The sequence below is a fragment of the Mycolicibacterium stellerae genome, from assembly GCF_003719305.1.
GTDB classification, from domain to species: domain Bacteria; phylum Actinomycetota; class Actinomycetes; order Mycobacteriales; family Mycobacteriaceae; genus Mycobacterium; species Mycobacterium stellerae.
The window spans coordinates 282,835-303,149 of the sequence record NZ_RARC01000002.1; the positions used below are offsets into that span (position 1 = coordinate 282,835).

Annotated in this window: 20 protein-coding genes; 7 read left to right on the plus strand and 13 right to left on the minus strand. The window is 67.2% G+C overall.

Annotated elements, in window-relative coordinates:
• Positions 1-18 precede the first annotated feature (18 nt).
• Together D6M19_RS04205 and D6M19_RS04210 are read left to right on the plus strand one after the other, a co-directional pair.
• Positions 19-1,068, plus strand: a complete 1,050-nt coding sequence (locus tag D6M19_RS04205) for a sugar-binding transcriptional regulator (RefSeq protein WP_123023902.1) — start codon at positions 19-21, stop codon at positions 1,066-1,068.
• Position 1,069: 1 nt separating this feature from the next.
• Positions 1,070-1,834 carry an SDR family NAD(P)-dependent oxidoreductase gene (locus D6M19_RS04210; RefSeq protein ID WP_123023903.1) on the plus strand — a complete coding sequence of 255 codons (765 nt, stop codon included), beginning with the start codon at positions 1,070-1,072 and terminating at the stop codon, positions 1,832-1,834.
• Here D6M19_RS04210 and D6M19_RS04215 read toward each other — a convergent pair.
• The 3 genes from D6M19_RS04215 to D6M19_RS04225 all read right to left on the minus strand — a co-directional run bounded on the left by D6M19_RS04215 (position 1,819) and on the right by D6M19_RS04225 (position 5,161).
• The gene (locus D6M19_RS04215; protein ID WP_123023904.1) at positions 1,819-3,300 is read right to left on the minus strand and encodes an FGGY-family carbohydrate kinase; all 1,482 of its coding nucleotides are present in this window, start codon (positions 3,298-3,300) and stop codon (positions 1,819-1,821) included. The genes D6M19_RS04210 and D6M19_RS04215 overlap by 16 nt on opposite strands.
• 65 nt (positions 3,301-3,365) lie before the next feature.
• The gene (locus D6M19_RS04220) at positions 3,366-4,322 is read right to left on the minus strand and encodes an electron transfer flavoprotein subunit alpha/FixB family protein (RefSeq protein WP_123023905.1); all 957 of its coding nucleotides are present in this window, start codon (positions 4,320-4,322) and stop codon (positions 3,366-3,368) included.
• Positions 4,323-4,369: 47 nt separating this feature from the next.
• Positions 4,370-5,161 (minus strand): electron transfer flavoprotein subunit beta/FixA family protein, encoded by a 792-nt coding sequence (locus tag D6M19_RS04225; protein WP_123023906.1) that lies wholly within the window; start codon positions 5,159-5,161, stop codon positions 4,370-4,372.
• A gap of 219 nt (positions 5,162-5,380) precedes the next feature.
• On the opposite strand from D6M19_RS04225, the gene D6M19_RS04230 reads away from it, so the two are divergent.
• From D6M19_RS04230 to D6M19_RS04240, 3 genes are all read left to right on the plus strand, one after another.
• The gene (locus D6M19_RS04230) at positions 5,381-6,166 is read left to right on the plus strand and encodes a class I SAM-dependent methyltransferase (protein WP_123023907.1); all 786 of its coding nucleotides are present in this window, start codon (positions 5,381-5,383) and stop codon (positions 6,164-6,166) included.
• A gap of 8 nt (positions 6,167-6,174) precedes the next feature.
• Positions 6,175-7,752 (plus strand): 1,4-alpha-glucan branching protein domain-containing protein, encoded by a 1,578-nt coding sequence (locus tag D6M19_RS04235; protein WP_123024132.1) that lies wholly within the window; start codon positions 6,175-6,177, stop codon positions 7,750-7,752.
• A 91-nt stretch (positions 7,753-7,843) separates the two neighbouring features.
• Positions 7,844-9,091 carry a glycosyltransferase family 4 protein gene (locus tag D6M19_RS04240; RefSeq protein WP_123023908.1) on the plus strand — a complete coding sequence of 416 codons (1,248 nt, stop codon included), beginning with the start codon at positions 7,844-7,846 and terminating at the stop codon, positions 9,089-9,091.
• 63 nt (positions 9,092-9,154) lie between these two features.
• Here D6M19_RS04240 and D6M19_RS04245 read toward each other — a convergent pair whose 3' ends face one another.
• On the minus strand, positions 9,155-9,892 hold the full coding sequence (locus tag D6M19_RS04245) for an acyltransferase (protein ID WP_123023909.1): 738 nt from the start codon (positions 9,890-9,892) through the stop codon (positions 9,155-9,157).
• Positions 9,893-9,963: 71 nt separating this feature from the next.
• Here D6M19_RS04245 and D6M19_RS04250 point away from each other — a divergent pair, with 71 nt between their 5' ends.
• Positions 9,964-11,250: a BamB-related PQQ repeat family beta-propellar protein gene (locus D6M19_RS04250; RefSeq protein ID WP_123023910.1), complete on the plus strand. Its 1,287-nt coding sequence runs from the start codon at positions 9,964-9,966 to the stop codon at positions 11,248-11,250.
• An 11-nt stretch (positions 11,251-11,261) separates the two neighbouring features.
• On the opposite strand, the gene D6M19_RS04255 is transcribed toward D6M19_RS04250, so the two are convergent.
• The 8 genes from D6M19_RS04255 to D6M19_RS04290 form a co-directional block, all read right to left on the minus strand.
• Positions 11,262-11,987: an esterase gene (locus D6M19_RS04255; RefSeq protein WP_123023911.1), complete on the minus strand. Its 726-nt coding sequence runs from the start codon at positions 11,985-11,987 to the stop codon at positions 11,262-11,264.
• Between the two features lie 74 nt (positions 11,988-12,061).
• Entirely contained in the window at positions 12,062-13,195 is a 1,134-nt protein-coding gene (locus tag D6M19_RS04260; protein WP_123023912.1) for a THUMP-like domain-containing protein, read from the minus strand.
• A gap of 26 nt (positions 13,196-13,221) precedes the next feature.
• The gene (locus D6M19_RS04265) at positions 13,222-14,187 is read right to left on the minus strand and encodes a class I SAM-dependent methyltransferase (RefSeq protein WP_123023913.1); all 966 of its coding nucleotides are present in this window, start codon (positions 14,185-14,187) and stop codon (positions 13,222-13,224) included.
• 10 nt (positions 14,188-14,197) lie between these two features.
• Positions 14,198-14,848: an enoyl-CoA hydratase gene (locus tag D6M19_RS34705; protein ID WP_123023914.1), complete on the minus strand. Its 651-nt coding sequence runs from the start codon at positions 14,846-14,848 to the stop codon at positions 14,198-14,200.
• Complete coding sequence (locus D6M19_RS34710; RefSeq protein WP_123023915.1) at positions 14,845-15,681, minus strand: NUDIX hydrolase; 837 nt, start codon at positions 15,679-15,681, stop codon at positions 14,845-14,847. Before D6M19_RS34710 ends, D6M19_RS34705 begins: the two co-directional genes overlap by 4 nt.
• Positions 15,681-16,520, minus strand: a complete 840-nt coding sequence (locus D6M19_RS04280) for an ABC transporter ATP-binding protein (protein WP_123023916.1) — start codon at positions 16,518-16,520, stop codon at positions 15,681-15,683. Before D6M19_RS04280 ends, D6M19_RS34710 begins: the two co-directional genes overlap by 1 nt.
• 99 nt (positions 16,521-16,619) lie before the next feature.
• On the minus strand, positions 16,620-17,363 hold the full coding sequence (gene yczE, locus D6M19_RS04285; protein ID WP_123023917.1) for a membrane protein YczE: 744 nt from the start codon (positions 17,361-17,363) through the stop codon (positions 16,620-16,622).
• Entirely contained in the window at positions 17,356-17,508 is a 153-nt protein-coding gene (locus D6M19_RS04290) for a hypothetical protein (RefSeq protein ID WP_234834691.1), read from the minus strand. The genes yczE and D6M19_RS04290 overlap by 8 nt, the downstream gene beginning before the upstream one ends.
• Before the next feature lie 62 nt (positions 17,509-17,570).
• Between D6M19_RS04290 and yczR the strand changes: the two genes are divergently transcribed.
• Positions 17,571-19,019, plus strand: a complete 1,449-nt coding sequence (gene yczR, locus D6M19_RS04295; protein ID WP_123023918.1) for a MocR-like transcription factor YczR — start codon at positions 17,571-17,573, stop codon at positions 19,017-19,019.
• Here the strand turns inward: yczR and serB are convergent.
• On the minus strand, positions 19,016-20,281 hold the full coding sequence (gene serB, locus D6M19_RS04300) for a phosphoserine phosphatase SerB (RefSeq protein ID WP_123023919.1): 1,266 nt from the start codon (positions 20,279-20,281) through the stop codon (positions 19,016-19,018). The two genes, yczR and serB, sit on opposite strands and share 4 nt — an antisense overlap.
• Positions 20,282-20,315 lie beyond the last annotated feature (34 nt).

The window sequence follows — 20,315 nt, forward strand, 5'->3', positions numbered from 1 at the left end:
AGATGCCATACTCACCTCATGCCTCGATCGGCCACGCCAGCTACGGGTGAACAGGCCCGGGACAGTGGCGCGGACACCGGCCTGGCCGAGGCCGAGGGCAGCCACTTCTCCGCGTCTCTGCTGTACACCGCCGCGCGCCTCTACTACGAGGACGACGCCACCCAGGCCGAGGTCGCCGCGAAGCTCGGCACCAGTCGGGCCACCGTCAGCCGGCTCCTCGCGGAGGCAAAACGGCAGGGCATCGTCCGGATCGAGGTGGTGCCACCGGCGGAGGCGCGCGCAGGCGATCTTGCCGATCAGCTGGCCAGGGCGCTGCATCTGGAGAACGTCTACCTCGCGCCTCCCCTCACCGCAGCGGGCGCGGGGCGATCATTGGCCGACGAGATGGGTCGCCCGCTGGCCCCCGCTGTTGGCCGCGCGCTCAGCGAAGCCGGACTGCTGCCCGGCGACATCCTTCTGGTGTCGTCGGGCCGCACCGTCTACGAGGTTGCCCAGCACGAACTGACCCCTTTGCCGGGCGTCATCATCGCTCCGACGGTAGGCGGCAACGATCAGGCCGAGGAGTGGTATCAGACCAACGAGATCACCCGACTGGTCGCCAATCGAGTCGGCGGCAGAGCGAATTACCTCTTCGCCCCTGCGTTGCCCGGACCCGAGCTTTACCGTTCGCTGCTCAACGATCCCAGCATCCAGCGCGTGCTCGACCTGTGGCCGCACGCGCGCTGCGCTCTGATGGGTGTCGGCGCTCCTCCGCTGATGCGGTCCGACATCCCAGGGTTCGTGCCGACCGCGTCGTCGTCGCTGCGATCCGCGGTCGGCGACGTGTGCTCGCGATTCTTCGACCGCAACGGAGAGCCGGTCAGCTTCGAGGGCGCCGAGCGGCTGATCGCGGTGGAACTCGAAGCGCTCAGACATATCCCGGTCACCGTGGGGGTGGCCGTCGGCAAAGAGAAGGTGGAGTCCATCATCGGAGCAGCGCGCGGAGGATACTTCAACCGTCTGGTCACCGACCCCAAGACTGCGGCCGACATCCTGGCCAGTCCGAACGTCGCCGAACAGGCATCGTGACATGACGACAATCCGCGTCGACGGCAAGCGAGCCCTGATCACAGGCGCCACCAAGGGAATCGGCGCCGACATCGCAAGGGTTTTCGCCGCCGCAGGGGCGACGCTGATCCTCAGCGGCCGCGACGAATCAGAGTTGGCCGCCATGCGCGACTCCCTCATCGACGAGTTCGGTGTGGAAATCGACACCGCAGCAGTCGATCTCGCCGAGACCGATGGGCCCGACCGGCTGGCGGGTATCGCGGTCGCCGCCTTCGGCGGGCTTGACGTCCTGGTCAACAACGCAGGGATCTCGCACCCTCAGCCCGCCATCGACACCGACCCGGAGCTGTTCGACGCGACTATCGCGGTGAACCTTCGGGCCCCCTCGCTGTTGGCGGCCGCGGTGGGCAAGTCGATGGTCGAGCAGGGCACCGGCGGCTCGATCATCACCGTGGCCTCGGCCGCGGCACTGGCGCCGCTGCCCGACCACTACGCGTACTGCGCCTCCAAGGCGGGTCTGGTGATGGCGACGAAGGTGCTGGCCCGCGAGCTGGGCGCGCACGGCATCCGGGCCAACTCGGTATGTCCGACAGTGGTGCTCACCGAGATGGGCCAGCGGGTGTGGGGCGAAGAGTCGAAAGCCGCCCCGATGCTTGCTCGTATCCCGTTGGGCCGCTTCGCCGTTCCACGCGAAGTCTCCGATACCGTGCTGTGGCTGGCCTCCGACGCGGCGAGCATGATTTCCGGTGTCGATGTGCCGGTCGACGGCGGCTACACGATGGGTTGATCAGCCAGTCGGTGCACGACCGTGCGGGTAGCCGGGTACAGCTGCTGCCAGGTGGAGTACAGGTCGTCATAGAGGTCTCGGTGCCGCGCGTCCGGGGTGACCTCACGCGAGATCTTGGCCCAGTCGGTGTCCGCGGGCACAAGCCCGCTTCCGATCGCCGCCAGCAGGGCGTCACCGTAGCTGGCGCCGATCGCCTGCTCCGGCACCTGCTGGGCGCGTCCGGTCACGTCGCTGACCGCCTGTGCCCAGATCGGGCTGCGAAGTCCGCCACCAACGGCGACCGTGCGCAGGCCCGCGTGCGCGTCATCGAAACGCTCGAGAATTTCGCGGATGCCGAATGCGATTCCCTCGTAGGCGGCACGGAACAGGTGACCACGCGTGTGCCGCAGGGTAAGCCCGGCGAAAACGCCCCGCGCCAACGGATCGAACACAGGAGTGCGCTCTCCGGCGAGATAAGGCAGCACGAGCAGTCCCTCACTTCCCGGGCGGACTTTCTGCGCTTCGGCCATCAGGACGTCGAAATTCGCACCGCCGGTGACACTCTGCAGCCAGTTCACCATGCTGCCCGACGTCGACGTGCCTGCTGCGAGCGCCAGCGAATCACGCTCAACGCCGGCCGTGGTCCACAACACCGGATCGCTGTAGTAGTCGTCGATGACCTGAACCAGAAACATCGTCGAGCCGTACATCAACATCTGGTCGCCGGGATGGCGAACACCGACGGAGAACGCTTCAGCGTAGGCATCGACGGTGCCTGCCATGACAGGAGTGCCGATCGGTATTCCGGTGACTTCGGCAGCCTCCGCATGCACCGTGCCGACGACGTCGGCTGGCCAGACCAACCTCGGCAACGGCAGATGGCCGCAAATGCGCTGCGCCCATGCGTAGTTCCAGTCGAAATCGCGGATGGCGTAAAGAGGATCGCACTGACTGGCGGTGTGATGGTCCATCACGTATTCGCCGGTGAGTTTGGCGGCGATGTAGGAGTTCGACCCGTACCACCGCGTTGCCTTTTCGAAGACCTCGGGCTCGTGGCGACGAACCCATTCCAGCTTCGGGCCCACCGCCTGGCTGGAAAGTGCCGTGCCCGCTTTGGCCAAGATTTCGTCGACGCCCAACTCCGCAGTCAGCGAATCGATTTCCGAAGTCGCCCTGGTGTCCACGCCGTACATGATCGCGGGGCGCAGCGGGCGCACCGTCTCGTCGCACAGCACGAGGCAGGGCCCCACTCCGCTGACGCAGGCGCCGGCCAGCGCCGCACCCCTCGGGATCTGCGAGGTCAGCTTTGCCGCGATGGCGCAGATCTCACCCCACCAGGTGGCTTCGGCATCCATCTCGACCCATCCGGGCCGAGGCAGAGCCATGGCGTGAGCAATCGTCTCGGTCGCCAAGACGTCGCCCGAGGCATCGACAAGAACACCCTTGGTACTTCCGGTGCCGATATCGATGCCGAGCAGCACGTTCACGCCGCCACCCTACGTCGAGGGCGAGGTCGGCGTGGACGCGATCGGAGCGCGGGACCGCGCCAGGCCTAGCCCTTGCGGGCCTTGACCGCGTCGGTCAGCTGCGGGGCGACCTTGAACAGGTCACCGACGATGCCCAAGTCGGCGATCTCGAAGATCGGCGCCTCTTCGTCCTTGTTGACCGCGATGATCGTCTTGGACGTCTGCATACCTGCGCGGTGCTGGATGGCACCGGAGATGCCAAGCGCGATGTACAGCTGCGGCGACACGGTCTTGCCGGTCTGGCCGACCTGGAACTGGCCCGGGTAGTAGCCGGAGTCAACCGCGGCACGCGACGCCCCGACGGCGGCACCCAGCGAGTCCGCCAAAGCCTCGACGACGCTGAAGTTCTCGGCGCTTCCGACGCCGCGGCCACCGGAGACCACGACCGTGGCCTCGGTGAGCTCGGGACGGTCGCCTGCGACCGCGGGCTCGCGCTTGGTGATCTTCGTGGCGTTCTCGGCCTGTGCGGGCACCTCGACGCTGACGACCTCGCCTGCGCCGTCGGCGGGCACGGCATCCACCGCCCCGGCGCGCAGCGTGATGACGGGCACGTCACCGGTGGCCTCCGCCTCGACGGTGAACGCACCACCGAAAATGGAGTGGATGGCCTTGGCGCCCTCCTTGACGTCGACGACGTCGGAAAGGACACCGGAGCCGATTCGGGCGGCGAGCCGGCCCGCGATCTCCTTGCCATCGGCGCTGGAGGACAGCAGCACGGCGGCCGGGGAAGCCGACTCCACCAGCGACGCCAACACGTCGACGTACGGAGTGATCAGGTAATTCTCTGCGTCGTCCGACTCGGCGACGTAGATCTTGGCGGCGCCTGCGGCCTTGAGGCCGTCGATCAGGGGCTCTGCGGTGCCCGCCTTGCCGACCACGACGGCCGACGGCTCGCCTACGACGCGGGCGGCGGTGATGAGTTCTGAGGTGGCCTTCTTGATGGCACCTTCTGCGTGCTCGACGAGCACAAGTACTTCAGCCATGAGTATCAGTCTTTCGGGAGTCTCTTGGATGCGGGCGGAGTGATCTGTTAGATGATTTTCTGAGCAACCAGGTACTCGGCGACCTTGGTGCCGCCGTCGCCTTCGTCGGTGACCTTCTCGCCTGCCGTCTTCGGCGGCTTCGGGGTCGACGCGAGAACCTTCGTTCCCGCGTTCGCCAGGCCGACTTCGTCGCCCTCGACGCCGATCTCGGCCAGGGTGAGGGTGGTTACTTCCTTCTTCTTGGCGGCCATGATGCCCTTGAAGGACGGGAAGCGCGGCTCGTTGATCTTCTCGGTGACGCTCACGACCGCGGGCAGCGACGCCTCCACGGTGAACAGTCCGTCGTCGGTTTCCCGCTCACCGGTGACCTTGCCGTCCTCGACGCTCACCTTGCGCAGGTGCGTCAGCTGTGGCAGGCCCAGGTACTCGGCGATGATCGCAGGCACTGCACCGCCCGTGCCGTCGGTGGCCTCGTTACCGGCGATGACCAGCTCGGTGCCCTCGATCGTGCCCAGTGCGCGCGCCAGCGCCCAGCCGGTCTGCACCATGTCCGATCCGTGCAGGCCCTCGTCGAGCAGGTGGACGGCCTTGTCGGCGCCCATGGAAAGGGCCTTGCGGATCGCCTCGGTCGCGCGCTGCGGTCCGGCGGTCAGCACGGTCACCGTCGAGTCGCCGCCTTCTCTTTCCTTGATCAGCAACGCCTCTTCGACGGCGCGCTCGTTGATCTCGTCGAGCACGGCGTCGGCGGCCTCGCGGTCAAGGGTGAAGTCGTCGTCGTTCAGCTTGCGCTCCGACCACGTGTCAGGGACCTGCTTGATCAGGACCACGATGTTCGTCATGAGTCTGGTTCGTCCTCCTCGTAGGGGACCGCCGGTCGGCCCCCACTACCACGTATGAAGCAGTCGCCACCATGTTACTCATCGGTAACTTACGGTGGTTCGCAGGAACACCATAGCTGGTCGAAGTTTGTGCTCTGACGTCCCCGTAGTCGCCCTGAATCGGCCCAACCGTTCGCGAACCGGCCACCGACGCTTCTCCTGGGTTAGCCTGCCTTTGCAATGAGCTCATTTGTTACCGACGGTCCGGCCGGGCCGGAGGGTGCTCTGCCTCTGACCGGGGAGCGCACGATTCCCGGTTTGGCCGAGGAGAACTACTGGTTCCGCCGACATGAGGTGGTCTACCAGCGGTTACGCGACCGGTGCGAGGGTCTCGACGTACTGGAGGCCGGTTGTGGCGAGGGGTACGGCGCCGACTTGATCGCCGACGTCGCGCGCCGTGTGATCGCACTGGATTACGACGAGGCCACGGTGGCCCACGTGCGTGCCCGCTATCCGCGGGTGGACGTGCGGCATGGCAATCTCGCGGAGCTACCGCTGCCGGACGCCTCGGTTGACGTTGTGGTGAACTTCCAGGTCATCGAGCATCTGTGGGATCAGCCACAGTTCGTCGCCGAATGCCTGCGGGTGCTGCGGCCGTCGGGGCTGCTGCTCATGTCGACGCCCAACCGGGTCACCTTCACCCCCGGCCGCGATACGCCGATCAACCCGTTCCACACCCGTGAACTCAATGCCGGCGAAATGACCGAGCTGTTGGAGTCGGCCGGCTTCACGCTCGAGGCCATGCAGGGCGTGTTCCACGGTCGCGCGCTGACCGAGCTGGACGCCAAGCACGGTGGTTCGATCATCGATGCGCAGGTGGCCAGGGCACTCGCCGATGCGCCGTGGCCCCCCGATCTGTTGACCGACGTCGCCTCGGTCGGCACCGGCGATTTCGACCTGACCGACGCGGGCGACCGCGATATCGACGAAAGCCTTGACCTGGTCGCAATCGCGGTGCGGCCGTGACGGACTCGATCCCCGGGTCGCTTCGCTCTCCCCTACCCTCCGGGTGTGGGCCCAGCCCGCCGGACCCGGTTCCGGGACTCTTCACCCTGGTCTTGCACACCCACCTGCCGTGGCTGGCCCACCATGGTCGCTGGCCGGTCGGCGAGGAATGGCTCTACCAGTCGTGGTCGGCGGCCTACCTGCCGTTGATGCGGGTGCTGCGAACGCTGGCCGACGAAGATCGTCACCACCTGGTGACACTCGGAATGACGCCGGTGGTCACCGCGCAGCTGGACGACCCCTACAGCCTGACCGGCATGCATCACTGGCTGGCCAACTGGCGACTACGCGCCCATGAGGCGACCACACTGCAAGAACCGTTGCGCGAGTTCGGTATTCGCGAGGTCGCCGAGGCTGACCGAGAGCTCGACGAGTTCACCACATTGTGGCGGCACGGCGGCAGCCCACTGCTGCGCGAGCTGATCGACGCGAACACCATCGAGTTGCTGGGTGGACCGCTGTCGCATCCGTTCCAGCCGTTGCTGAATCCGCGACTGCGCGAGTTCGCGCTGCGCGAGGGCCTTGCCGATGCCAACCAGCGGATGGCGCATACGCCCGCAGGCATCTGGGCGCCGGAGTGCGCGTACGCCCCCGGCATGGAATTCGATTACGCCGCAGCCGGTGTGGGGCATTTCATGGTGGACGGCCCGTCGCTGCACGGCGACACGGCGCTCGGACGTCCTGTCAGCGAATCCGATGTCATCGCGTTCGGTCGCGATCTGCAGGTCAGCTACCGGGTGTGGTCGCCGAAGTCCGGCTATCCCGGTCATGCCGCCTACCGCGACTTCCACACCTACGACCACGTGACCGGTCTCAAACCGGCCCGCGTCACCGGCCGCAATGTGCCCTCGGACGCCAAGGCGCCCTACGACCCGGTGCGCGCCGAGCACGCGGTCGACGGGCACGTCGCCGATTTCGTCGATGTGGTCCGCCGCAGGCTCCTCGCGGAGAGCGAGCGGATCGGCAGGCCCGCACACGTGATCGCGGCGTTCGACACCGAACTGTTCGGCCACTGGTGGTACGAGGGGCCGGTGTGGCTGGAAAGGGTGTTGCGCGCACTGCCTGCCGCAGGCATCCGGGTCGGCACGCTGTCCGATGCGGTTGCCGACGGGTTCACCGGCAGCCCGGTCGAATTACCGCCCAGCTCTTGGGGTTCCGGCAAAGACTGGTCGGTGTGGGCGGGCGAGCCGGTCGCCGACCTGGTGCAGTTGAACAACGAAGTCGTCGACACCGCGCTCAGCACCGTGGACAAGGCGTTCGAGCAGAACGCGTCGGTGGGCGAGCCGGTCGCTCGCGATGTCGTCGCCGACCAGATCCTGCGGGAGACACTGCTGACGGTGTCGAGCGACTGGCCATTCATGGTCAGCAAGGACTCGGCGGCCGACTACGCCCGTTACCGAGCCCATCTGCACGCGCACGCCGCCCGCGAGATCGCAGGCGCGCTCGCGACGGGCCGTCGCGAGCAGGCCGAGCGGTTGGCAGCGGGCTGGAACCGCGCGGACGGCCTGTTCGGCGCTCTCGACGCACGCCGGCTGCCCCGCTCATGACCTCGCCCCGCACGGCGAGCGTGCGTGTCTGTACACCGACACGCCGTATCTTGCTGTCATTCTGCGCACGCTCGCGCAGGGGCGGGCGATCGTGAAAATCCTTATGGTGTCGTGGGAGTACCCGCCGGTGGTGATCGGCGGGCTCGGTCGGCACGTCTACCAGTTGGCGACGGCGCTCGCCGCCGACGGGCACGAGATCGTCGTGCTCAGCCGCCGCCCGTCGAACACCGACCCGAGCACACATCCGTCGACCGACGAGGTGAGCGAGAGTGTGCGGGTCGTCGCCGCCGCCCACGACCCGCACGAATTCGATTTCGGCTCGGACATGATGGCGTGGACGCTGGCCATGGGTCACTCGATGACGCGAGCCGGCCTGGCTATCAAGACGTCGGGCCGACGGTCCAAACCCTGGCGCCCCGATGTCGTGCACGCACACGACTGGCTGGTCGCCCATCCGGCGATCGCACTGGCCGAGTTCTTCGACGTGCCATTGGTTTCCACCATCCATGCCACCGAGGCGGGTAGGCACTCGGGCTGGGTGTCGGGCCCGATCAGTCGGCAGGTACACGCCGTGGAGTCGTGGCTGGTGCGTGAATCCGATTCGCTCATAACGTGTTCGAGATCGATGAGCGAGGAGATCACCGAGCTCTTCGGTCCAGGGCTGGCCGAGATCAGGGTGATCCGCAACGGAATCGACGCGGGCCTGTGGCCGTTCGCAAAACGACGCCCACGCGAGGGGCCCGCACAGTTGCTCTATCTCGGCAGGCTGGAATACGAGAAGGGCATCCACGACGCCATCGCGGCCCTGCCGCGCATCAGGAGAACCCATCCCGGTACGACGCTGACCATCGCGGGCGACGGCACCCAACATGAATGGCTTGTCGAGCAGGCCCGTAAGCACAAGGTGCTCAAGGCCGTAACGTTCGTCGGGCGGGTCGATCACAAGGGCCTTGTGCAGTTGCTTCACAGCGCCGACGCCGCGGTGCTCCCCAGCCACTACGAGCCGTTCGGCATCGTGGCTCTGGAAGCGGCGGCCACGGGTACGCCGCTGGTCACGTCAAACGTCGGCGGACTCGGCGAAGCGGTGATCAACGGGCGCACCGGCATGTCCTTCCCGCCGCGCGACATCGCAGCACTTGCCGCGGCGGTGCGCGCGGTGCTCGACGATCCGGCGGCGGCCCAGCAACACGCGATCGCCGCGCGGGAACGGTTGACGTCCGACTTCGACTGGCACACGGTCGCGGGCGAAACCGCACAGGTCTATCTGGCCGCCAAACGCGGGGAACGACAACCGCATCCGCGTCGGCTGATCGTCGAGCATGCGCTGCCCGACCGCTGACAGGCGCTGATTCTGCAACAACGGCGTCGGCTGCAACGAAAGAACGCAGTGTCAACGAAATGTCTAGCGGGACGCCTTCTTGCGCTCGATGTCGGCGAGCGCGGCCGCCAGCTTGGCACGTTCGGCCGCCGACGTGTCCCACGCCAGTTTGCGGTTCTTCACGACCTTGGCGGGCGCACCGACGGCGATCGAATAGTCCGGGATGTCGCCCTTGACCACCGCGTGCGAGCCGAGCACGCAGCCCTTGCCGATGGTGGTGTTGCGCAGGATGGTGACCTTGGTGGCGATCCAGGTGTCAGGCCCGATCCGGACCGGGCCCTTGAGGATGCCCTGGTCTTTGATCGGCAAGTTGATGTCGTCCATCCTGTGGTCGAAGTCGCAGACGTACACCCAGTCCGCCATCAGCACCGAGTCGCCCAGTTCGATGTCGATGTAGGTGTTGATGACGTTGTCGCGACCCAGCACCACCTTGTCGCCGAACCGCAGCGATCCCTCATGGCAGCGGATCGTGTTCTTGTCGCCGATGTGAACCCAGCGGCCGATCTCCATCGTCGACAGCTCGGGGGTGGCCTGAATCTCCACACCCTTGCCGAGGAAGACCATGCCCCTGGTGATGATGTGCGGGTTGGCCAGCTTGAACTTGAGCAGCCGCCAGTAGCGGACCAGATACCAGGGCGTGTAGGCGCGGTTGGAGATCACCCATTTCAGGGACGCCACCGTGAGGAACTTGGCCTGGCGCGGGTCGCGGAGCCGGGAACCTCGCCAGCGCTTGTGCAGCGGCGCTCCCCACATCGTCGTCATGGCCGGAAAGCCTACGCGAGCACTCCCAACCCGAACGGTTACCCTCACGTGGGCCCGAAGGAAAGGAAACCGTGTTCCGGCGACTCATCGCGCTGACGTCAACGGCGCTGATCACGGGTGCTCTGGCCGGTTGCGGTAACACCGACTCCTGGGTCGAGGCGCACGCGGCCGACGGCTGGGCCGCCCAGTACGGCGACGCCGCCAACAGCAGCTATTCCGATGTCGCCGGGGCCGAGGCACTCGAATTGGAGTGGAGCCGCTCGGTCAAGGGCGACCTCGGCGCAGCGGCGGCGATGGGGTCGGGACACTATCTGTCGGTCAACGCGCAGACGCCTGCCGGTTGCTCGCTGATGGTGTGGGAAGCCGACAACAACGCGCGCCAACGCTGGTGCACCCGGCTATGGCAGGGCGGCGGATCGTCGAGCCCGCTGTGGGACGGCTTCGACAACCTCTACATCGGCCAGCCCGGCGCGATGCTGTCGTTCCCGCCGACGCAGTGGATTCGGTGGCGGCAACCGGTGATTGGAATGCCAACCACCGCAAGGATTCTGGCGCCGGGCCAGCTTTTGGTGGTGACGCATCTGGGTCAGGTACTGCTGTTCGACGCCCACCGCGGCACGGTGATCGGCACCCCGCTGGATCTGGTGGAAGGCATCAACCCGACCGATTCCCAACGCGGTCTGGCCGACTGCCCGCCTGCGCGGCCGCGTTGCCCGGTCGCCGCCGCGCCCGCCTTCGCGGCGAAGGCAGGCGTAGTGGTGGTGCCGGTGTGGCAGCCCGGCGCCCCCGCCTCGGTGCTCGTCGGGCTGAAGTACAACCCCGACCGGAACCCCAAGCTGGCGGTCGCCTGGACCAGCGACGCGGTCAAGGCCGGCACGGTGGCCAGCCCGGTGGCCTCCGCCGACGGGTCGACGATCTACGTCAACGGCCGAGACAACAAGCTGTGGGCCATCAATGCCGACAACGGCAAGCCGAAATGGTCGACACCGCTGAAGTTCCTGTCGCAGACCCCACCCTCGGTAACGCCGAGCGAAGACGTCATCGCGGGCGGCGGACCCGACACGAGGCTGGTCGCGATCAGGGACCGCGGCGACCACGCCGACGTGATCTGGACCCGCGATGACGTCTCCCCCTTGACGACGTCGAGCCGGGCAGGCGAACACGTCGCCTACACGGTGGTCGCCGACGGCGAGGACGGCCAGGCGCTGCTGGTGTTCGACCCTGCCGACGGGCACACCGTGAACAGCTATCCGCTGCCGGACGCCGCGGGCTGGCCGGTCGGGGTGTCGATCGGCCACGACCGCCGGGTCGTCGCCTCGACAAGCGCAGGCCAGGTGTACGGCTTCGCGCCCGTTTGATCGTCCCTCAGCTAGGCGATCATCCTGTCCACCGGTGGCCGCGGGATCGTCACCGACAGGGCGCCTGCCGACTCAGGCAGGATCGCGCCCTGTCCGAAGAAGAACATCAACGTGTCGTTCTGTATCGCGAAGTTCTCGTAGGTCGCCGGGTTCAGCCCCACCTGGGGTGCGATCGCCGGCTTGGTGCCCATCTGCTTCTCTAGGTCGGCCTCCACCAACGGGAAGATGATCGGCCAGGGGCTGGTGCCCGGCTGGAACAACGGCTGGATCTTCTCTTGGCCCGCCGGGTCGAGCACGATGGGCCTGCGCAGACCCTGATCCCAGTTGAATGCCTTATAGAAGGTCTGCGGCTTGGTCCCGCCCACGTCCTGGTAGATCTTGAACACCACCGACTGCGTGCCGCGCGGCGGCACCGCCGAGTTGTACTCGGTCGGCGTGACCTCCAGCTGATAGGGCATCGTGCGCGAGTCGCGCGATTTCGCCACGTTGACGAAGCCGTCCCTGGTCTGTTTGACCCAGTCGAAGACCGCCTGCACATCCGGATAGCCGGCCGGATAGGTGATGCTCAGGTTGTATCCGGTATCGGCTTCCTTGATCACGCAGTTCTGCCCGACGAGGCCGCCCTTGAGGTCCGAACACTTCGGCGGCGCGGCCGACACGGGTACCGCAGCGACAACGCTGCAAAAACCGAGCAAGACGGCTGCAGTGGCAGCGAGAACCGACGTGGAAATACGCATCGATGAAATCCTCTTCGAGCCAGAGCGGCACCGTAACCGCCGACGACACGATACAGGCGACAGCAAACCTACCGTCAACGCGAGGGGTGACAGATGAATGCCGTTGCCCGACTTGCCGTGCCGGACCCGATGCGGGTGATCACCACCGACATTGCGGCGGACCCGCGCAGCTTCAGCCGCTTCCGCAACGCGTCGGGGTCGACGTCGACGCCGCGCACCAGAATCTCGGCGGCGCCCGCGTCGTGGGCCGACAGCGCCTGCCGCAACCGCTTCTCGCTGAAACCCAGCTCGTCGAGCACCTCGAAGCCGCGGACACCGTCTGGCAGCCGGTCGCCGGACAGGTAGGCGATGTCGGGGTCGAGCTGCCACAGCCCGTGCCTGGCCGCGTAGTGGCGGACCAGCCCGGCGCGGACGACCGCACCGTCCGGGTCGACGATCCACCGGCCCGCAGGCGCCACCGGGCAGTCGTCGGGCTCGGCGTCGGTGACCTGCCCGGCACCGTTGAGCATGGTGGCGCGACGGTGCACGCCCGCCTCGGCGAGGCCCGACGACCACAGGCACGCCTCGCGCACGCTGCCGTCCAGCGATGTGATCTCGATTTCACCGGCGAACCCAAGTCGCCCGATCTCGGCGAAATCGATTCCAGGCGAACACTTTACGACGTAATCCCGATCGGAATAGACGTCGAGCAGGCGGTCAAGGGGTGGGATGTAGTCGCGCGGGTCGAACCGCCGCCGACCGGATCCCCTGCGGGCGGGGTCGGCTAGCACGACGGCATCGCGGGTAATCGGACGCAGCGCGTCGGCGCGGCACAGCGGCACGTCGCCTACGTTGTGCCGCGCCATGGCGAGTCGGGTCGGGTCGATATCGCTGCCGACCACGAAGCCGGCCGACGCGCGCAGCGAAGCGAGCTCGGTCCCGACCGAACAGGTGACATCGTGCACGGTCGCACCGACGAGCCGCCGCGCCCGATGCTCGGCGACCGCCTGCGCGGTGGCCTGTTGCAGCGCGTCATCGGTGAACAACCACTGCGACGGGTCGTCGAATTTCGCGGCCGCCCTGCGGCGTAGCAGCACAGTCTCGACGAGTACCGCTGCGCGGTCACCGAATTGCCTTCGTATCGAAGCGATGTCGGCGATGCGCGTGGCGTCTGTCAGTTCATAGCCCGCAACATCGCGGAGCGCCTGCGCCCCGGTCTCGCTACCCAGATAGGCGACCGCGTCGAGGTCGAACTCTACGACGGCTTAACCCCGGTCACCATGACGTTGTAGAACCATCCCTTCGGGACGACGTGGCGCCAGACGTTTTCGTCCACCCACGACAACGTCGTCCAGCTGCCGAACGCAAACTTGGCCCAGCCCCAGCCCAGCTTGCCGGGCGGCACCGTCGACTCAAAGGTTCGCACCGGCCAGCCGAGCATCGCCGCAGTGAACTCGTCGGTGGCGGTGCTGACCTCCACTGCGCCCGCGCGGCTCGCCATCTTCTCCAAGTCGGCCGGGTCGAAGGTGTGCAGGTCGACGATCCACTCAAGGGCCGCGGCGCGCGAGTTTTCGTCCAGCTCGGCCTGCGGGCGCCGCCAGCTGCCGAGGCCGGGCAGCTTCATGGCGCGAATCGTGACGTTCCACGTCAAGTTCGCCAGCGTTCGCGCATAGCTGTTGCCGACGGTGGTCGGCTCACCGGCGAACACAAACCGTCCGCCCGGCTTGAGCACCCGCACCACCTCTCGCAGGGAGAGCTCGACATCGGGGATGTGGTGCAGCACGGCATGCCCCACCACCAGGTCGAAGGTGTCGTCGTCGTACGGGATGCCCTCCGCGTCGGCGACCCGGCCGTCGACGTCGAGGCCCAGATTCTGGCCGTTGCGGGTCGCCACCTTGACCATCCCAGGCGACAGGTCGGTGACCGAGCCGCGCCGGGCCACGCCTGACTGAATCAGGTTGAGCAGGAAGAATCCGCTGCCGCAGCCCAACTCCAGGGCGCGGTCGTAGGGCAGTTTGCGCTGCTCCTCGAGGGGGACGATGGCGTCGAAGCGACCGCGCGCGTAGTCGATGCAACGCTTGTCGTAGGAGATCGACCACTTCTCGTCGTAGGACTCGGCCTCCCAGTCGTGGTACAGCACTTGGGCGAGCTTGGTGTCGTGGCGGGCGGCCTCTACTTGCTCTTCCGTGGCATGCGGGTTGGGAGCCGGTTCGAAACTCATGCAGGGCAGCCTAACGGCCGTCACCAAATCGAGCCTTGGCGGCGGCCAGTACCTGCCGCGGATGGTCGACCAGGCGTTTGGCCCATGCCATGGCCGCGTCGTAGACCGCGTCGGGGGCCACCATCTCGTTGATCAGGCCGAGGGCCAGGGCCTCCTTGGCATCCACGAACCGACCGGTGAACACCAGGTCCTTGGCCTTGCTCTCGCCGATCGTGCGGGCCAGCCGGACCGTCTCGCCGGGCGGAAAGCCCGACAGGATCTCGGTCGCACCGACTTTGATGTTGTCGCCCGCCACCCGCCAGTCCGCGGCCAGGGCCAGCGTCAACCCGCTGCCGAGTGCGTAACCGGTGATCGCGGCGACCGTCGGCTTGGGAATCGCGGCAATGGCGGCGACGGCCGCGCGACCCACCTCGGCGGCGACCTCTGCCTCGTCGGCCTTGAGGGTCTGGCGCACCGTCACGTCGTCGCCTGCGCAGAAGATCTCGTGTCCGCCGAACAGGATCGCCGCCGCGATGTCATCGCGCTCGCCCAGTTCGGCTGCGGCGGAGATGATTTCGCGACACATCTGACGTGTCAGCGCGTTGGTCGGCGGCCTCGACAGCAGCAGAGTGGCGATGCCGGGATGCTCGTCGAGGGTGTGAATGCTGACGAACTCCCTCACGGGGTGCGGCCTCCCAGCGCCTGGTTGTAGCGCTGCCCGTCGAAGAACTCGAACTCCAGGTTGCCGTCGATCATGCTCATGTTCGGCGAGATGGGAACGATCCGGCGTTCGACGGCGAGCACCTCGGCCACGGTGCGGCCGGCCAGCGCGTCGAGCTGTGTCCACGTCGGGGGCAACAGGAAGCTGCGCTGCGCCGAGAAGTCCTCGAGCGCGGCTTCGGGCGTGATCCAGTCGGCCTGGTCGGATTCGGTGTTGTCGCCGTCGGCAAGCTGCCCGTCCGGAAGCGCACCGACGAAGAAGTACGTGTCGTAGCGGCGGGTGCGCTCCTCTTTGGGGGTCACCCAGTTCGCCCACGGCCGCAGCAGGTCGGCGCGCAGCATCAGCTGCTCGCCGCGCAGGAACTCGCCGAAGGACAGCTCCTTGCTCACCAGCGCTGCCCGATGGTCGCGGTAGCTCGACGCGTCGTCGACGAGCAGGTCCGGGTCGTCGGCCGCACCGGCGAACAGCACACCGCATTCCTCGAACGTCTCCCTGGCCGCGGCGCACACGAGGGCCTCGGCGAGGTCGGCGTCGGTCCCCAGCCGCTCGCCCCACCAGTTCTTGTCCGGCCCGTGCCACGCGATATCGGCGTTACGGTCGCGGTCGTCGACCCCACCGCCGGGAAACACCATCACGCCGCCGACGAAGTCCATCCTGCGGTGCCGCCGCATCAGGAAAACCTTGATGCCATCGGCTGTGTCCCGGATCAGCATCACAGTTGCGGCGGGCCGCGGGACGAGTGGATCTGGAACCGATTCCCCAGTCGCGTCGCTCCCACCCTCCGGAAAAGACATCAACGCCTCCTGTGCGCCGCCCGGCTTCTCGTGCGCCGGGCGAAATAGCGGCCGTCGATGATCTCGAGGGCGATGGACTGGCCGAATGCCTTCGACAGGTTCTCGGCGGTCAGCACGTCGGTCAGCAGCCCGGCGTCGACCACCCGTCCCTCCGACAGGATCAGGGCGTGACTGAACCCGCGGGGGATCTCCTCGACATGGTGGGTGACCAGCACGATCGCCGGTGCGTCCGGGTCTGCGGCCAGATCCTCGAGCCGCGCAAGCAGTTCTTCGCGGCCGCCGAGATCGAGTCCGGCGGCAGGCTCGTCGAGGAGCAATAGCTCCGGGTCGGTCATCAGGCTGCGGGCGATCAGCACCCGCTTGCGCTCGCCTTCCGACAGCGTCTCGTAGGTGCGCTCGGCCAGGTGTTCGGCGCCGACGCTTTCGAGCATGTCGATCGCCTGCTCGTAGTCGACCTCCTCGTATGTCTCCCGCCAGCGGCCGAGCACCGCATATCCGGCCGAGACGACGAGGTCACGGACCAACTCCCCCTCGGGCACGCGTTGCGATAGCGCTGAGCTGCTCAGCCCGACGCGGGAGCGCAGTTCGGACATGTCGGTGCGGCCGAGTCGTTCGCCCAGCACATAGGCCGTGCCCGCCGACGGATGCTCCAACGCGGCGGCGATTCGAAGCAGCGACGTCTTGCCCGCGCCGTTGGGCCCGATGACAACCCAGCGTTCGTCGAGCTCGACAGACCAGGTGATCGGCCCGACGAGATTTTGTCCGCCGCGTCGCAGCGTGACCCTGGCGAAGTCGATCAGCAGGTCTTCCTCGACGCTGTCGCTTCCGGAGTCGGCCACTTGCTCATCGTAGTGTGGTGATTTCGGCGTGTTCGGTTGCGCCCTCGCACAACCAGCCACACCCAAATCGCTGGCGTCAGGACGAAATCAGCCAGCCGGTCAAGGGTGTCGGATTGGGCGGCCGCGCGCTTCATCCTCGACATCGCCCGCATCGATGCCGCGCTCGTCTACGCGATCTCGGCGTGTTCGGTTGTGCCCAGCGCAACTTTCCACGCCCAAATCGCTGGCGTCGGCGACGGACGACCAGCCGCTGCGGGCCAACACCCTTTTCGGGGTGATCCAGACGAAAAGCTGAACAAGTGGTCCGATCCCGAACGCGTACAAGACGGTGCCGACGCCGACGGTGCCGCCGAGCAGCCACCCGACGGTCAGCACCGTGGCCTCGATCGAGGTGCGGACCAGCCGGACCGACAGGCCGGTGCGGACCACCAGGCCGGTCATCAACCCGTCGCGCGGGCCCGGGCCCAGCCCGGCGCCGATGTAGAGCACGGTGCTGATCGCGTTGAGCACCACCGCGCCGACCATCATCGCGATGCGTACCGGAAGTGATGTCGGCGTGGCCAGTATCGCCATGCCGGCGTCCACGGTGACCGCGATGACGATGACGTTGGCGATGGTGCCGATGCCGGGCCTGGTGCGCAGCGGGATCCAGGCCAGCAGCACCGCCACCCCGACGACGGCCGACGCGACGCCGATCGTCATCGGTGTTCTCAGCGCCAGGCCCTGGTGGAAGACGTCCCACGGGTCGAGGCCGAGTTCGGCGCGCACCATCATCGCCATCGAGAAGCCGTAGCCGATCAGCCCGAGCAGCAGCGCGCCGCCGCGGGCCGCCGCCTCACGCATGGTGCGGGAAGCGGATCCGTATCAGCTCGATCTCATTGCGCACCCGTTCGGCGTCGCGGTCGGAGAACTCGGCCGGGATGCGTTGCGCCGGTCGGAAGATCCTGCCCAGTGGGCGGGCCAGTTTTGATGTCCAATTCATGCTCATGCCTCGATAATGCGAGCAAGTGGCTTGTTATTCCATATCCAGTTAGCGCATACTGGCTTGCGATGACAGTCGAAATGCACGCCAGAGCGCTCGATGTGGACCTTTTGGCCCGCGAGCTCGGCAACTGGCGCACATCCAGTCGTAGCGGTCCGGCCTATTACGGGCTGGCCGACGCCATCCGGCTGTTGATCGTCGACGGACGCATTCCCGTCGGCGCGCGGCTACCAAGCGAACGCGCGATGGCCGACACGCTGCGGGTTTCCCGCACCACCGTGACCGCGGCGTATGCCCAACTGCGTGAAGACGGCTATCTCAATGCCCGCCGCGGCGCCCGCAGCACCACCGCGCTGCCGATCGCATCGACCGCGGCCGCACGTGAAGAGATCGCGGCACCGGCGATGAGCCTGGCCGCCGCCGCGTTGTCCGCCCCCGCCGCCGCGGTGAGCGAAGCGTTCGTCGACGCCGTCCACGACGTCACGCCATACCTGCACAGGGTGGGCCACGAGCTTGTCGGCGTCGACGTGCTTCGGGAAGCGATTGCCGAAAGGTACTGCAGGCGCGGCCTCGCCACCGAACCCGACCAGGTTCTGGTGACCACCGGTGCGCTCCATGCCTTCAACCTCATCCTGACCACGTACGTACAGCCCGGCGACCGCGTCCTCGTGGAACAACCCACGTATCACGGCGCATTGACGTCGATCACCACCGCAGGGGCGCGGCCCGTTCCCGTCGCGATGACCGAGAACGGCTGGGAGCTCGACGCATTGCAGGCAGCGGTGCAGCAGCTGTCGCCGACCCTGGCCTACCTGATACCGGACAACCAAAATCCCACCGGGCTGACGATGCCTGCGCACGACCGAAAGCGGTTGGCGGGCATCATCGCCGAGACCAGGACCCGCACCGTCATCGACGAAACCATCCTCGATATGTGGCTGGACGAAGCGATGCCGGAACCGATGGCCGCCGCGATGACGACGCGACGCGACCTGGTGCTGACGGTCGGCTCGATGTCGAAGTCGTTCTGGGGTGGCCTGCGGGTCGGCTGGATCCGCGCCGAACGCGCCACTATCGCCACCATCGCCGCATTGCGCCCGTCGATCGATATGGGCACCCCTGTTCTCGAACAGTTCGCCGCCGCAAGGCTTCTCGCACAGCGCGGCGACATTCTCCCCGAGCGGCGCGAGATTCTACGGGCCCGACGCGCGTTCCTGCTTTCACTGCTTGCTCGGCATCTGCCCGACTGGGAACCGGGCGGCGGCTATGGCGGGATGTCGCTGTGGGTGCGGTTGCCCGCGCCGATGAGCACGGCGCTGTCGGCGGCCGCGTCCAGGATGGGGCTGGAACTGCCCGCCGGACCGCGATTCGGCGTCGACGGAACGCTCGAACGCTTCGTGCGGGTGCCCTATGCCCTGCCTGAAGAGGAGCTGTCGGCGGCCATCGAGCTGTTGGCCCGCGCGTGGCACAGCGTTACCGGTTCCTCCGCACCGGAGCCCGCCGCGGTCGTCGTCTAGTCGTAGGCCTCGTCGTCAGGTATCTCGACCCTGCGGAACGTGCCGTCGACGGCGTCGGCGGCCTCGATCTCGCCGCGGGTGATCCCGAGGATGAACAGGACGGTGTCCAGGTAGGGATGGCTCAACGATGCGTCGGCCACCTCGCGCAGCGCGGGTTTGGCGTTGAAGGCCACCCCAAGGCCGGCCGCGGCAAGCATGTCGATGTCGTTGGCACCGTCGCCAACGGCGACCGTCTGCTCCATCGGCACACCCGCCTGCTGCGCGAAATCCCTCAGCGCCTTGGCTTTTCCCGGCCGGTCGATGATCTGCCCGACGACTCGACCGGTCAGCTTGCCGTCGGCGATCTCGAGGTTGTTGGCGGCCACGAAGTCCATCTCGAGCTCGTGGGCAAGCGGTTCGATGACCTGACGGAAGCCACCCGAGACGATCCCGCAGTGAAACCCCAAGCGCCGCAATGTCCGTATCGTGGTGCGCGCCCCTGGCGTCAGCTCGATCTGCTCGCCGACCTCCTCCAGCACCTCGGCAGGAAGGCCCGCGAGCGTCGCGACGCGACGGTTCAGCGACTCGGCGAAGTCCAATTCACCGCGCATGGCGGCCTCGGTGATCTCCGCGACGGCCGCGTGCGCACCGACCTTGTCGGCCAGCATCTCGATGACCTCACCCTGGATCAGCGTCGAGTCGACGTCGAATACGATGAGCCGCTTGCCCCGTCGGGCCAGGCTGTAGTCCTCCAGCGCGATGTCCACGCCCTCGTCGACGGCGACCCGAGCCATCGCGGTCTGCAGTTGGGTGTAGACGCCGCCGGGTGGCACCGAGACCCGCAGCTCCAATCCCGTTACCGGATAGTCGGATACGCCGCGGATGAAGTCGATGTTGACCCCGAGTTCGGCCGCCTCGCGGGCCACCACTCCGAATGCCTCGGCGGTGATCGGCCTGCCCAGGACGACGATGGTGTGGGTGGATGGCTGCCGCATCACCGGCATCTCATCGCTGCGCTCGATCGTCACGTCGAGTCCGAGGCCGTGGATGGCGTTCTCGACCTCGTCCGGCAGCTCGCGACCTCCTGCCGCTTCGGCCGTGCCCGATACGAGCACACCCAGCGTCAGGCGCCCGCGGATGACGACCTGTTCGACGTTGAGCAGGTCCACCTTGTGCCGCGAAAGCACCTCGAACAGCGCAGACGTGACGCCCGGTTGATCGACTCCGGTGACGGTGATCAACAGCGATGAGCGCTTGCGCGAAGAGCCGACAGGCGCAGCCACCCCTCGACTATTCACGCCTTGCTGGCCCCCCGCG